Consider the following 13,681-nt stretch of genomic DNA (forward strand, 5'->3'; position numbering starts at 1 on the left):
CGCTGAACAGAATGACGACGGCAGGAATACCAGAAGGCGTGCGTGTCGCCTGAAAACACGACCCGCCACGGGGATCCGTGCCTGAAATCTGATTTATTCAACAACGCCCTTTCCGGGAGAACACGTACCGCGCATGGACTCTTCGTTTTACACCATTGTAGATGACCCTGAGTGTTTGTTAAACCCGTGGCGATTCACCATAAGCTACTGATTACATAATAAACAGCGCTTTATTCAGCACTAGAATGAAAAAAACACAGAGCATTCAGTTAAAAACAATAGTTTTAATTTAAAAATTGTTTGTGATATTATTAGGTTAAACACAATAATTGTATTTTTTTGAAAATAAAATACACACACCTTCATAAATACACACCTTAAAACACATTGTTTAAACAAAATATGTTATTTTTATGGCGATTAATTTAGTTGATCGGGGGTTTAAAAATAACAAATGAATTTTATCCAGTTGAAATCATTGATTTTTCCATGTTACTATTGCATTGCAATACTGTTTAATTTAATACACTTTCTGTTGAAAAAAACGGTTACCATAAAGAGGTTATTTTTTATCCAATCCTGAATATAATGCACGCAAGTTAGTTATTAATCTGAAGAACACAAAAATGTCCAACGAAAAATCAAATGAGAGTTATCTCATTAATAATGTTATAGAATTCAATCCAGACAGTCTCATTATTTGTAATAAGGATACAAATGAAGAGAAAAAAATTAAAGATACAGAGTCAAAATGTTTAACATTATTAATACAAAGACAAGACTCAGTAGTATCTCAAACCGAACTTATGGAGTTCGCATGGGGAGTACGACATCGTGAAGTTAGTTTCAATGTTTTCTATCAACATATACTTTCTCTACGGAAATCATTTATACAGATTGGTTTCAACGAAACCGTAATAAAAACGATACCAAGGAAAGGACTAACAATCGATCCTGACATTCTGATAACCAGGCTTTCAGAAACAGAAAAGAGTGATAATTGCAATGGAAGTAAAAAATATTTTTTTAAGAAAAAGAAAAATATCACGCTCACAGTAGTTGTTTTATTGTCTTTCCTGATAGCTCCGGTGAGTATATATGCCATATCGTCAGTTTATAATTCTGACTTTAACAACTACTTCTCTGATTATATTCATGTGAACAACGCAAAAGGCAAATGTCATTATTTTTTAAATAGTGATACAAACAGTCACAGTCTTCATAACAATTATATAAATGAGCATATAAAAAACTGCAATGGGGATAAATATGTTTATATAACAGCTTATGACAATTCAAATATTCTATCAGTAGTATCATGTAACCTGAGCATTGAAAATAACAACAGTGTTTGTAGCAGTATATTCTCGAGACCAGGAGAAATTTAAGTGAAAATCATCAATATCACACTCAGCTTTGCAAAAAAACATTACATGTTAATAACATGCATATTATTTATCGCATCAACCACATTTGCTATTTATATGGGATTTTTTGTTCCATCTAACATCACCTGTCGTGGAAACATTGAAACTTACAATTCAAAATCCTCATTTCATGGGGTGCTGGACTATAAAATAGGCTCACAAAAAGGAATTGCAACTATAACAGGAAAGGCCCGAACATCTTCAGGAAATGAATTTACCATCCAGCGAACGGTTCTTTTTACAATAGAAAAATATGGTATAAGTCCAATATGGAATACAGTCGAAATAATTATTTCCAATTCAGATAACATACCTGCAAAAATACTATCAAATCTGCTACCGGACTTCTACTTAAAAAAATCCTCTGTTACAGATGTGGATATCGGTTATTTAAACAAGGACGCAGTGTTGATTATAAAAACAAACTCACCGTATCTATATTGTGAAAAATATAATTTCAGTAAATATGGTTCACAAAATTATTGATTATTAAGAATCATGCGTTCATCCAACGGAATTATCAGCCTGCTCATAAAACAAACTATTTGAACAACTTATCAGCCTGCAAATGTCTGCATCTCTTGAATTTGATAGAGCCAGTTTTTTATTCAAAAATTCATACAAAGTACGGATGTTTTTAGCTTCCCTTTCCAGGGAAATAAATTCAACCTTATTCGTTATACCCATCTTTTGTATTGCACTTCTTTTGAAATGAGATACAGTTTTAACATTAATATTTAGCTGACTTGCTAATCCATGGTCAGTTGGATAATTACCAATAGCATGTATAACTTCAATTTCTCTTTTTGTTAACCTTACCTTAGAACAGGGTAAAAAATATTTAACGCCTGACCAATAACATTTCCTCTGCATAATTCCTGTTATTATACTAGTGATTTTTTTGAAATAAACATCAATCGCACTATTTTTACATATAAAATATATATCAGCCTTAAAATCAAGTCTGGCAATGAAATTAAAAATCAAATCACTAGTACCTATTAAAATTATATGGCAAACAGAGTCCTTTATTTCCTTAATTGGTCCAGGAGATTCGAGATCATAGATTATTATACTACCTTGACATCGTATCGCTGAGATAGAAACCTGAGTCAGGAGAGGCTCCAGGCCACATGAGAAAAAATGATCTCCACTGCAAACCTGCAATTTAAATAATGATGAATTATACATAAACACCCATATAAAAAGACCTTGATTTGAATTTAACCGACAAGGTGGATTCAATTTCCTTTTTTATATAACCACACAGTATATTTGTCATTATTTTTTGCCTTAATGTTAATGATGCGATAATAAAAAATATTTAACTATCTGTTTTTTAAGGATTTAATTTTTAGTGGTGAATATCTTACCTGGCTGGCATAAAGGTATTTCACCCACAACGTAACATGGGGTTTTAATTACAATTACTGACAATGCATCCGTATAGTTCTCTTATCAAAAGTTAATATATATGAATTCAACTATTTAAAACCCACTACCATTTTAACATGAAAAATATGCCAAAAATATTAGATACAGATATCAGTCAGTAATATTTACTTGTGTACATGTGAATTTTCCTTTTATCCATCTGCAGCAAATTCAGATGGTATCCAGTAATAAGATGAATGAAGTCTGCGCTAGTTTTCGTCTTGCCGCCAGTCGTTAATGATTTACCGGGCATGCAAAATATCGCCGGGCCTGAGCTCACTCAGACATTCATCCAAAAAACGACCGTTAATGCGTTCAGTTAATCCGTTCAGCTTTGGCTTGCGCACAACTCAACACCATGCTCAAAGGAGCATGTTTGTCCTGGTATTACCCCAATTCTCCCAAACATCGCGAAACAACCGGGAGGGCCTGCTGTTGCTGGTTTTGACGCTGATCATAGTCTTAAAAGGATCCTTTACAGATTTGGGTTTACCCACAATAATGTGACTTATCACAACAAAAGGATCCACGTGCGGCGATTTATTATCATGGCTGGATCGTCCGTTCAGGTGCAATATAGCTGTATCCCACATTGTCGTGCGCTACGTGAAAAATAACTGATGAACACCATGATTCCCCTGCAGAATTCACCAGAACGCGTTTCGCTTCTCCCCATTGCCCCTGGCGTCGATTTTGCGACTGCGTTGGCCATGCGTCGTCTGGCCACCGCGAACGGGGTGACGCCGGCGTATCTGCTGGCTCCGGAAGTGAGCGCCCTCCTCTTCTATATGCAGGACCTGCGTCATTACATGCTGTTTTCGACTTTCTGGAACACCGGCGTGCGGATCGGGGAATCCCGGACGCTGACCCCGGAATCCTTTGATCTCGACGGGCTGCGCCCGTTCGTAAAGGTGCTGTCAGAAAAAGTGCGGGCCCGCCGGGGCCGTCCGCCGAAAGACGAAGTGCGCCTGGTGCCTCTCACCGATGAGAATTACGTGCGCCAGATGCAGAGCTGGATGATCACCACCCGCCCCCGCCGCCGGGAGCCGCTGTGGGACGTCACTGATGAAACGATGCGCAACTGGCTCAGACAGGCAATCAGCCGCGCTGCCGCGGACGGAGTGCATTTTTCGGTTCCGGTAACACCGCACACCTTCCGCCACAGCTACATTATGCACATGCTCTATCACCGCCAGCCGAAGAAAGTGATTCAGGCGCTGGCTGGCCACAAGGATCCGCGTTCGATGGAAGTGTATACCCGGGTGTTTGCGCTGGAGCTGGCCGCAACAATTGCCGTTCCGTTTACCGGAGATGGCCGTGATGCCGCGGATATTCTGCGTTCATTACCCCCGGACAAATAGACCAGCCAGGACAAAGAAGCACTCATCACCCGCACAGGATATTGACTGTGGTGCGCTCAGGAACATACCGCAGTCAATGTCAGCCACAGGAATCCCATAACATCACATACCGCAGTCAATATTTGCATTCCTGAAACCAAATCTGCATATGACAGTCAATTTTGTGGATGAACGGGAGGGTCTTAGCGGGAAGGATAATTGACTGTGGTATGCAGCCTGCATACCACAGTCAATTATATGTAATTCCGCATACCTCAGTCATTATCAGGTTTGACACTGGCGAGAGCCTTTGCCAGTTTCTGGGGATCAATCCCCGCGGCTTTCAGGGCGTTAATCACCTCATCGTAATTCTGTTCCGGCGTTTCCTCTTCTGGCTTGCGCGGAACTTTCACCGTACTGCTGATAAGTTTTGAGTTGCGATAATGCACACTGAAGTATGTGGAGCGGCCACGCTTGAACTCGGTGTAATCCAGATAGCCGATATCCTTCAGCTGTGTCATGGCTTTGCGAACCGTGTGATTCTGCGTATAGACGTTTGACGTCAGATTCAGTCTGTCCCGCATGCGTTTCATGGAAATGGGAGCAGGATTCTGTGGGAGGCTTTCAATGTAGGTGTAGAGTGCCTGAGCAGACTCCTTACGCTGCAGGGCATCGATGGCTTTTAGTCGAAGCAAAACCCGCCTGTCCATGTGATACAGCTCGAAGAGTTTAGGCTCAGCCTTGATCTCAACAATATCCTCGTTTATGTCGTAATAGGCGGACTGTACCAGGTGTGTTGTCCACCCTTTCGTTTCGCTCTGAAATTTGAGGGTGACTGAAGCCAGCTTAAACAGTGAATTGCTGATCCGGTCGCGCATTTTCTTATTTGAGCGGCGGGAATCGAAACCACACATCTTCACGAATTCGACAAAGGATAACTCAAGTGTGTCATTTTTCACGCCACACTCAGACATCGAGCGAATGATCCCGAGCCAGACTTTGAAGTCAGTATCCATATCAAGACGTGATCCTGTGATCCTGACATCGGTATACCCTTCACTTTTGGCAATAGAGAGCTGTACGAGCTCCTCAGTCGCATCTGTGACGTTTTTGCGGTTAGTCTTGCTCCTTGATGTCGATTTTAACGTAGGAACGAAGAGACCAAGCCTCATGAGCGCTACAGGCTGAACGGTACTGGTGCTGTTGACATCCAGCTTAACAACTTTGCCTGTTGTCTTGTTCACCTCTTCAAGATTTAGAGGTAACCCACTATTTTCCTTAGTCATTTTAAACACCAACAGTTATCCACAAAAGCAAGTATATACGCATATCTCAGTCAACGGAAATACATACCCCAGTTAATACAATTGCATACCGCAATATGTGAGATTGCGCACAACAGTCAATATCTGACATACCTCAGTGAATACCTCCCCACCTTCAGGCCAGCGATAATGGGGCACAGCACGATCCGGGGATCTCTTTTTGATCTCACTATGATCTCCTTAAGGATCAACTACTGGATCTACCCTATGAATAACCTGAGCAAAAATCTGTAAGCACACCACACAGCAAAAATTCCATATCATGACCAGTTACCTTACTGGCTGAAGAAGCAAAAGAACATTGCTGACACACCATAAAATTGACTGCGGTATGCAGAAAAGAGCGACCAGTCACCGTTTTTATTTCATAACGTCAGTCATACCTCAGTCAATATACCGCATACGACAGTCAATTTTTAATTGCTCAAATCCATCATCACATACCCTTTTCGGCTAAAGAGCGTCAGGTGGATCATATAATTACGCAGCTATTCCGCTTCCTCGACGGATGCGATCTACGTTCGCATCCTTACTGCGGCGAGCGGCAGATATTAACTGAGATATGTCAGTACAGTCTGGATAAATGCATTCAGGTTTAACCAGACTCACATTTTGACCAACTTTGCATTTTTAGGACAGGTTTGCAAATTTAGTGTTGCTTTGCCTGTTTTATCAAGATTTAATATATCAATGCAAAGTTAAGTTCAAGGAATGTACAATGGGATTGATGAATACGCTCGATCAGTGCATAGCAGCTGGTCATGAAATGACGAAAGCTATTGCAGTTGCTCAGTTCAATGATGACAGCCCTGAGGCAAGAAAAATTACGCGTCGCTGGCGGGTTGGAGAAGCTGCTGATTTAATTGGCGTCTCATCCCAGGCAATCCGTGATGCCGAAAAAGCGGGTCGTCTCCCTCACCCGGATATGGAAATGCGTGGCCGGGTTGAGCAGAGAGTCGGTTACACGATCGAACAAATTAATCATATGCGCGATGTTTTTGGTACACGCCTGCGTCGACCAGATAACAGTGTTCCCCCGGTCATTGGTGTGGCTGCACATAAAGGTGGCGTTTATAAAACTTCTGTATCAGTCCATTTAGCTCAGGACCTGGCATTAAAAGGACTCCGCGTTCTGCTTGTCGAAGGTAATGATCCACAGGGCACGGCTTCCATGTATCACGGATGGGTTCCTGATTTGCACATCCATGCTGAAGACACGTTACTGCCCTTTTATCTGGGTGAGCGTGATGATGCAGCCTATGCGGTGAAACCTACCTGCTGGCCTGGACTTGATATTATCCCTTCTTGTCTGGCGCTGCATCGTATTGAAACTGAGCTTATGGGGCGTTATGACGACGGAAAATTACCAACAGAACCCCATATGATGCTCCGCCTTGCAATCGAAACGGTTGCTCATGATTATGATGTCATTGTTATCGACAGTGCGCCAAACCTGGGTATTGGTACCATTAACGTGGTATGTGCTGCTGATGTCCTGATCGTCCCGACCCCAGCTGAACTGTTTGATTACACGTCTGCCCTGCAGTTTTTTGACATGCTGCGCGATCTGTTAAAAAACGTTGATCTGCAGGGATTTGAACCTGATGTCAGAATTTTGCTCACCAAGTACAGCAACAATAACGGTTCACAGTCACCGTGGATGGAAGAGCAGATCCGCGATGCCTGGGGAAGTATGGTTCTCAAAAACGTGGTGCGTGAGACTGATGAGGTCGGTAAAGGCCAGATCCGTATGAGAACTGTTTTCGAACAGGCTATCGATCAGCGCTCCTCAACAGGTGCATGGCGAAATGCACTTGCCATCTGGGAGCCGGTCTGCAATGAAATTTTTGATCGCCTGATTAAACCTCGCTGGGAGATCAGATAATGAAACGTGCACCTGTTATTCCAAAACATTCAGTGAAAAACGCGCCTGCAGAAATCGAGCAGCCAGCTTCCGTTGCTCCCGCAGCGCCGATGGTCGATTCATTAATTGCACGGGTTGGCGCCATGGCGCGGGGAAATTCCATTTTACTTCCGGTCTGTGGCCGTGAAGTGAAATTTACCCTCGAAGCCATTCCGGGTGACGCTGCCGAAACGGCTTCCCGGGTCTGGTCCGGCAATGAGCGTGACCAGGAGTTGCTGACAGAAGACGCGCTTGATGATCTGATCCCCTCTTTCTTGCTGAGTGGTCAGCAAACCCCTGCATTCGGACGTCGTGTATCGGGGGTCATTGAGGTCGCCGATGGAAGCCGTCGTCGCAAAGCAGCCATACTGACCTCTTCCGATTACCGAATTCTGGTCGGCGATCTCGATGATGAACAGATGATGGCATTATCCCGCCTGGGTAATGACTATCGGCCTACCAGTGCTTATGAGCGTGGTAAACGATACGCATACCGGCTGGAAAATGAGTTTGGCGGAAATGTTTCAGCTCTCTCAGATGCAGAAAATATTTCCCGCAAGATCATCACACGCTGCATAAACACTGCACGCTTACCGAAACCCGTCGTTGCTCTCTTTATACATCCAGGTGAGCTTTCCGCGCGGGCCGGTGAGGCTTTGTACAAGGCATTCACCGGAAAAGAAGAGTTGCTGCAGCAATTGACTGATCAGCTTCATGAACAGAAAAAAGCGGGTGTGATCTTTGAAGCCGATGAGGTTATCGGGTTACTGACTGGAAAACTAAAAGAGAGTTCCAGTGCTAAAGTTAACCTCAGTATGCGGCATCAGTTTGTACCAGGAGCATCCGTTCTCTACAAAGGGGATAAGGTTATTTTTAATCTTGATAAGACGCGTTTGCCGGCAGAGTGCATAGAGAAAATCGAGGGTATACTTCGGGAATTACAGCAAAATCAGTCGTTGTAATAAGAATTGATATCCCCCCTCTTTTCTTAACTTCTGGATTACTATCCCTGTCCGAAGATGTTGCTGTTCCGGGGCTGATTTTAGTCCCGAACAGCATCGCCCAGTCCCAGTGCACACAATCTGCTGAAAACGATCTGGGACCATGGTCCCACGTGGTCGCAGAGCTGCATTCAGCACTACGGCGTCTGTATTTCAGACCCAAATCCCACCGTACTTCAATGAGACTGGGACCATGGTCCCACCTGTAGCAGAGCTGTATTCAGCACTACGGCGTCTGTATTTCAGACCCAAATCCGACCGTACTTCAATGAGACTGGGACCATGGTCCCACCTGTAGCAGAACTGTATTCAGCACTACGGCGTCTGTATTTCAGACCCAAATCCGACCGTACTTCAATGAGACTGGGACCATGGTCCCACCTGTAGCAGAACTGTATTCAGTACTACGGTGTCTGTACTTCCGACTGAAATCCCAGCTAACTTTGATGGGACTGGGGGGGTTGTTGAATAAATCAGATTTCGGGCACGGATCCCCGTGGCGGGTCGTGTTTTCAGGCGACACGCACGCCTTCTGGTATTCCTGCCGTCGTCATTCTGTTCAGCGCCCGCCCATCGACAACGCCCCTGCTTCCTGCCCGTCATAATCCCGCAGCGTCAGTGAACCTCCGGACACCTGTTTTACCCTGTACATCGCCGTTTCCGCTATCGGGCGGCAGACTGTCATCTGTTGTCCGTTCCACCGGGCATGACGCCCGGTCACACGCGGATCCGCCACTGCACGATTGCGGTCTGCAGACTCCCCTGACCCGTATCCTGCTCCTTTGCGTGGCGGGATAAGGGCGCTGATTTTCTTTCGCCGCAGTTCATCGTGACACCGCCGGGTGCCGTAAGCTCCGTCTGCCGCTGCTGCCCTGATTTTTCTGTGAGTCTGCCGGATAAGGCCCGGGAAGGTTTCCGGGTCCGTTACGTTGTCCGGCGACAGGCCTGCGCAGATGATTTCATGTGTTTTGCCATCAGCAGCCCGATACGGCGGCGCTCTTTGCCGTGTGTTTTGACTTTCCATTCGCCTTCACCAGAGACCTTCAGCCCGGTGGAATCCGTCACCCGGTGCGCGGTTTCACCCGGGCGGGTGCCCTGACACTGACATTAACCGGCTTTGCCCGCTTGCTGACGCGGGTGTGATCCGGGCTGCGCAGCGTAACGTCCGTCAGGGCAAAAATGGAGCCGGTAAGGCCCTGTGCGGCCCGCAGGGTAAGCCGGAATACACGTTTAATCACGGGGACGGCCGGGATGGCAGGGTCAGAATAGTGCCGGGATCTTCTGCGGGATGAAGGCGTTGCTGACTCATACCCGGCCTGAATCGCCTCATCGTCCGGCCAGAGCGCCTGGGATGATTACTTACTGTATCAGTTTGGTCAAAATTTAGTATTGACGTACAATATTTCTCTTTTTCCAAACGGAGCCCTACTATGCCAGCCTGGCAAATGTCTACACCGTTTACGATCTCCGCAATTTGAAGCAGGAGCAAACCCACCTTTATCTGCTGTGTTATGTCTGGCTCCGCTATCGCCAGTTCAGCGACAACCTGGTGGATGCGATGTTTTTCCATATGAGACAGCTTGAGGATAAGAGCCGCAGCGTGGCTAAACAGCTTATGGCTGACGTGCAGGAAAAACACCGGCGAGAAACCTCTAAAATCGGACGTCTGCTGTCGCTTTATGTTGACGACAGCGTTCCGGACCCCACCACCTTTGGCGAAGTCCGCCGTCGCGCCTGGAAAATCATGCCCCGGGAGACTCTGAAAACCGCCGCACAACGCATGAGTGTGAAACCCATCAGCAAACTGGCGCGGCAGTGGCAGGCCGTTGACGGTATGACGATGTGAATCCTGCGTCACCTGCGGCCATTATATCTGTCACTTGACCTCACCAGCGTGGTCCAGGAAGGACAGCCCGTGGGCGGAGGCGCTGAGCTGTCTCAGAATGGCGTTTAGAAAAAAACAGACGCTTTCACAGCGGCCGCTGGCGGAATGCCCGCCGGAAACATTACCCTTGCGGCTGTGCCCATACCTGCTTGAGTTCGGTGAGGACGGTGAGCCCACAGGCCTGAATTCCGGGCGCTATGAATTCTGGCTCTATCGTCAGATAAGAAAGCGTTTTCAGGCAGGGGAATTCCACCTCAACGACAGTCTCCGGCACAGCCATCATTCTGATGAACTGGTCCCGGAAGAGGTACAGGCCAGCGGTGCTGGCTGAAATGAACATCCTCTTTCTGCAGAAGCCGATTAAAACACAGCTAAAGGCGCTGGAGTTCGAGCTGCACCGACAGTGGAAAGTGTTCAACCGGGAGCTGAAGCGGGGGAATCTGAAACATCTGGAATACAACAAAGAAACGTGGGAACTGACCTGGCATAAATCCGTGGTCAGTCGTCAGAAGGCGCAGAATAGGCGTTTTTATGAGCAGCTACCGTAACCGACTTTTGCCGCTTTGTTAACGGTTTCCGCCCGCCATGAAGCCGCTGCGGCTGGATACGGTATCAAGCTATGCCGTGCGATCGTGCGGCGTTTTTGTTTTTCAATTAAATGCCGTTGAGCATCATTTTGATGGCTGGCTGCTGAAGGAACTGCATACTCCAACGGGCGGCTTCACCTAATCCTTCGCTGCGGGTGGCGTTAAACAAGCGGGTGGCATGCTTATGCTCCTGCATCGGTTTTTTGACTAGTCGCCCGCTGTTGAGCTTAGTTTTGGCCAGATGATGTGGCACATAGCCAATGCCAGCGTTTTGTTCGATAAGGCCAATCGCGGTCGCAAAATCGGGAACAAACAGTGCTTTTTGCCCCTCAAGTAACCATGCTTGTAGCGGATTGAAATGAATCGCGGTATCGCGAATGCACACTGCGGTGTACTGCCGTAGCTGGCGGTTTTCCAGAGGTTGAAGCTGCGCTGCCAATGGGTGTGCCGGCCCAACGACAAAATCCCACTCAAGCTGCCCAGCGGGTTCGCTGACGATGCCATCGCTCGATGGGACGGCATGCGGCGCGCCAACCACTAAGTCAGCGCGTTTGTTGTAAAGCGCGTCCCAGCACCCGTTATATACCTCGGTATTGACCGTCAATTGCGTACCGGGGAAGGTGAGTTCGAATTCGGCGATATACTGTACGATGGCGTGGCCTGGAATAATATTGTTGACCGCTACTGTTAGCTCTTTTTCGACCCCTGTGGCAATCAGTGTGGTGTTGCGTTTGAGGACATCAAGATCGTGCAGAATTGTAATGCTGTGCTGAATGAAATATTCGCCGCTCGGTGTTAAGACGAGCGTTCGTCCTTTACGAATAAACAGCGCAATACCAAGGCTTTCTTCCAGTTTTTTAATCGTATAGCTAATGGCAGAGGGGACTTTGTTGAGCTGTTCCGCAGCTGTCGTGATGCTCTGGTATTTGGCGACAAGATGAACGATACGCAGGACTTCATCAGAAATAAACATGAGCGGCTCCGGTTGTTGTTGTTCACCTGGAGTCACGAGGGGCAAAAAACAGGCGAGGGGGCATGACTATCATGTCATAGCCCACTCGCCTGTGACCAGTAACTCCACGTTTATCAAATGTTGTCTGTGACCGGTAGCTGATGAATACGACTCAGAATTGCATACCCCATACAGGCCACCAGAATTGAATCGACGGACGGAATGGTGGTCAGAGTAAAGATGCCATTGGCGGTGGCAAAGCCGACAAAACTGGCAATAGCCCAGGCAACAAAGGTCAGCACTTTCACCGCAGGCTCTTGTTGCAGCACGGTGTCGTGATAACCGTTACGGCGATAGAGCAGAAAATCTGCAATATAAATGCCCGCAACAGGTGGCGTGGCGATACCGAGGAACAGTAGGAACGGAATGAAGATGTTCATGATGTCGAGGCTACCGACAACCGCGGCTAAAATGCCCAGTACCAGAGTTACCTGCCACTTTGGAAAACGGCTGAACAGGGTGGAAACCACCAGGGTTCCCTGGAACATGTTCCCGGCATTCCCCGTGATACAGGCGAAAATCAGCAGCAGAGCCGCAGGCAGGACTGCCCCAAATACAGCCATCGCAGCCAGCAACGACCCTTTACCGCTTAACGCGCTAGGGGTTGCACCGACCCAATACAGCAGTGGATACGCCACCAGAAACGTGAGGATTGACGCGATCAGCGCATGCTTGCGGTTATGCACGAAGCTGCCGAAATCAGGCAGCGTCGCTACCAGCACAATAATGGTACCGACCACAGTTGAAATTGCTACACCGGTATTCATGGCTGGCAGCTGCTGCGCCACCACCGGCGTATCTGTATGGGTCACAATCCACAGGATGTAGCACAGAACCAGAGCAATCACAGGTACAGCAACTTGCGCCACTTTGCCCAGCACCTCAAAACCGAACGCGGTGGAGGCAACAAAAATCATGCAACCTATCGACACCAGCAGTGGAACCGGCAGGGCAATGCCGTGCTCAGCCAGAAGATCGTGAACCGAATGGCCGAACATATTGGCGGTAACCGCAATCCAGCCAAACAGACTGATTGCCATCAGAATATTGATAGTAATTGCGCCTTTCTCACCAAAAGCATATTTCACAATGCCATAAGTCGGTAAGCGCGCTTTTTCGCCCACGCTGATGGTAATCGCGGCAAGCAGCGTCAGGATCAGCCCACCTGCAAGCACCACGGTCAGCAGGGTTGAAGACGAAAGTTGGTTGCCGAGGCTTGAGGAAGATAGCAGCACTGGTGTCACAGCAATACCTAGTAAAATCATCGCAATACGCAACCCGGAGGCGGTATTGATATTTCCGGAGGTCTTACGCATAGTCAGTTCCCTTACGTTCTAATGATCAGGCAATGTAAAGATGTCCAGTGTAGAGACGCCAACAGCCAATGTCGGATATCTCTTTCTGCCCTTCAACGAGCCACGGTTCAGCCAGCACGCCCAGCACTTCGCTGCCATCGCTCAAACGCAATTTACCGATACTCAGGCCCGCAGGTTCACTGACCAGCAGATCCGCCAGAGAGACCAGTGGCAGTTCCCAAATCTCCAGAGACACTTCTGTACCACCATTGGTGACGCGGATCATCCCCGGGTGTTTGTCGTTGATGGTCCACAAACGGTAGTGGGCGTCGGTTGTCGCTTCGCGAACAAACACACCGCCAGCGTTTTGCATGTTGTGGTTCAGCTCAAGACCGCGCATCAGGGTGCCGTTGACGGCGAGTAAAGTAGTTTTGCTCATTGTGTTATCTCCAGGATGGCGGTTGCCACCCGT

The 13,681-nt window shown here is 47.1% G+C and carries 10 protein-coding genes and 2 pseudogenes; 6 read left to right on the plus strand and 6 right to left on the minus strand.

All coding sequences use genetic code 11. From position 1 onward, the window contains the following. The first annotated feature begins 626 nt into the window (after nt 1-626). On the plus strand, nt 627-1,388 hold the full coding sequence (locus ACS603_RS20700; RefSeq protein ID WP_474944823.1) for a winged helix-turn-helix domain-containing protein: 762 nt from the start codon (nt 627-629) through the stop codon (nt 1,386-1,388). Continuing rightward, nucleotides 1,389-1,913, plus strand: coding sequence for a hypothetical protein (locus ACS603_RS20705; RefSeq protein WP_474944824.1), 525 nt, complete (start codon nt 1,389-1,391; stop codon nt 1,911-1,913). Between the two features lie 18 nt (nt 1,914-1,931). Here the strand turns inward: ACS603_RS20705 and ACS603_RS20710 are convergent, their stop codons facing one another. Next, complete coding sequence (locus ACS603_RS20710; RefSeq protein ID WP_474944825.1) at nt 1,932-2,618, minus strand: response regulator transcription factor; 687 nt, start codon at nt 2,616-2,618, stop codon at nt 1,932-1,934. An 863-nt stretch (nt 2,619-3,481) separates the two neighbouring features. Here ACS603_RS20710 and ACS603_RS20715 point away from each other — a divergent pair. After that, the gene (locus ACS603_RS20715; protein WP_474944826.1) at nt 3,482-4,222 is read left to right on the plus strand and encodes a tyrosine-type recombinase/integrase; all 741 of its coding nucleotides are present in this window, start codon (nt 3,482-3,484) and stop codon (nt 4,220-4,222) included. 254 nt (nt 4,223-4,476) lie between these two features. Here ACS603_RS20715 and ACS603_RS20720 read toward each other — a convergent pair whose 3' ends face one another. Further along, nucleotides 4,477-5,487: a RepB family plasmid replication initiator protein gene (locus tag ACS603_RS20720; RefSeq protein WP_474944827.1), complete on the minus strand. Its 1,011-nt coding sequence runs from the start codon at nt 5,485-5,487 to the stop codon at nt 4,477-4,479. Between the two features lie 757 nt (nt 5,488-6,244). Between ACS603_RS20720 and sopA the strand changes: the two genes are divergently transcribed. Both sopA and ACS603_RS20730 read left to right on the plus strand, forming a co-directional pair. Further along, nucleotides 6,245-7,411 carry a plasmid-partitioning protein SopA gene (gene sopA / locus ACS603_RS20725; RefSeq protein WP_474944828.1) on the plus strand — a complete coding sequence of 389 codons (1,167 nt, stop codon included), beginning with the start codon at nt 6,245-6,247 and terminating at the stop codon, nt 7,409-7,411. After that, nucleotides 7,411-8,391 carry a ParB/RepB/Spo0J family plasmid partition protein gene (locus ACS603_RS20730; RefSeq protein WP_474944829.1) on the plus strand — a complete coding sequence of 327 codons (981 nt, stop codon included), beginning with the start codon at nt 7,411-7,413 and terminating at the stop codon, nt 8,389-8,391. Before sopA ends, ACS603_RS20730 begins: the two co-directional genes overlap by 1 nt. A 551-nt stretch (nt 8,392-8,942) precedes the next feature. On the opposite strand, the pseudogene ACS603_RS20735 reads toward ACS603_RS20730, so the two are convergent. After that, nucleotides 8,943-9,782: pseudogene (locus ACS603_RS20735) on the minus strand (IS5 family transposase); the annotation flags it as partial. Between the two features lie 74 nt (nt 9,783-9,856). Here ACS603_RS20735 and ACS603_RS20740 point away from each other — a divergent pair. Beyond that, a pseudogene (locus ACS603_RS20740) lies at nt 9,857-10,860 on the plus strand (Tn3 family transposase); the annotation flags it as partial. 109 nt (nt 10,861-10,969) lie between these two features. Here ACS603_RS20740 and ACS603_RS20745 read toward each other — a convergent pair. The 3 genes from ACS603_RS20745 to ACS603_RS20755 all read right to left on the minus strand — a co-directional run bounded on the left by ACS603_RS20745 (nt 10,970) and on the right by ACS603_RS20755 (nt 13,648). After that, nucleotides 10,970-11,875 carry a LysR substrate-binding domain-containing protein gene (locus tag ACS603_RS20745; protein WP_474944830.1) on the minus strand — a complete coding sequence of 302 codons (906 nt, stop codon included), beginning with the start codon at nt 11,873-11,875 and terminating at the stop codon, nt 10,970-10,972. A gap of 113 nt (nt 11,876-11,988) precedes the next feature. Further along, nucleotides 11,989-13,230 carry a cytosine permease gene (locus ACS603_RS20750; protein WP_474944831.1) on the minus strand — a complete coding sequence of 414 codons (1,242 nt, stop codon included), beginning with the start codon at nt 13,228-13,230 and terminating at the stop codon, nt 11,989-11,991. Nucleotides 13,231-13,255: 25 nt separating this feature from the next. Further along, nucleotides 13,256-13,648, minus strand: a complete 393-nt coding sequence (locus ACS603_RS20755) for an allophanate hydrolase-related protein (protein ID WP_474944832.1) — start codon at nt 13,646-13,648, stop codon at nt 13,256-13,258. Between the last annotated feature and the right edge of the window lie 33 nt (nt 13,649-13,681).

The organism is Enterobacter sp. Li2LvB3 (assembly GCF_056156645.1).

Coding starts and splice junctions, on each gene's coding strand:
- ACS603_RS20700 (WP_474944823.1), top strand. CDS start 627: ATGTCCAACGAAAAATCAAATGAGAGTTATCTCATTAATAATGTTATA.
- ACS603_RS20710 (WP_474944825.1), bottom strand. CDS start 2,618: ATGTATAATTCATCATTATTTAAATTGCAGGTTTGCAGTGGAGATCAT.
- ACS603_RS20715 (WP_474944826.1), top strand. CDS start 3,482: ATGAACACCATGATTCCCCTGCAGAATTCACCAGAACGCGTTTCGCTT.
- ACS603_RS20720 (WP_474944827.1), bottom strand. CDS start 5,487: ATGACTAAGGAAAATAGTGGGTTACCTCTAAATCTTGAAGAGGTGAAC.
- sopA (WP_474944828.1), top strand. CDS start 6,245: ATGGGATTGATGAATACGCTCGATCAGTGCATAGCAGCTGGTCATGAA.
- ACS603_RS20730 (WP_474944829.1), top strand. CDS start 7,411: ATGAAACGTGCACCTGTTATTCCAAAACATTCAGTGAAAAACGCGCCT.
- ACS603_RS20745 (WP_474944830.1), bottom strand. CDS start 11,875: ATGTTTATTTCTGATGAAGTCCTGCGTATCGTTCATCTTGTCGCCAAA.
- ACS603_RS20750 (WP_474944831.1), bottom strand. CDS start 13,230: ATGCGTAAGACCTCCGGAAATATCAATACCGCCTCCGGGTTGCGTATT.
- ACS603_RS20755 (WP_474944832.1), bottom strand. CDS start 13,648: ATGAGCAAAACTACTTTACTCGCCGTCAACGGCACCCTGATGCGCGGT.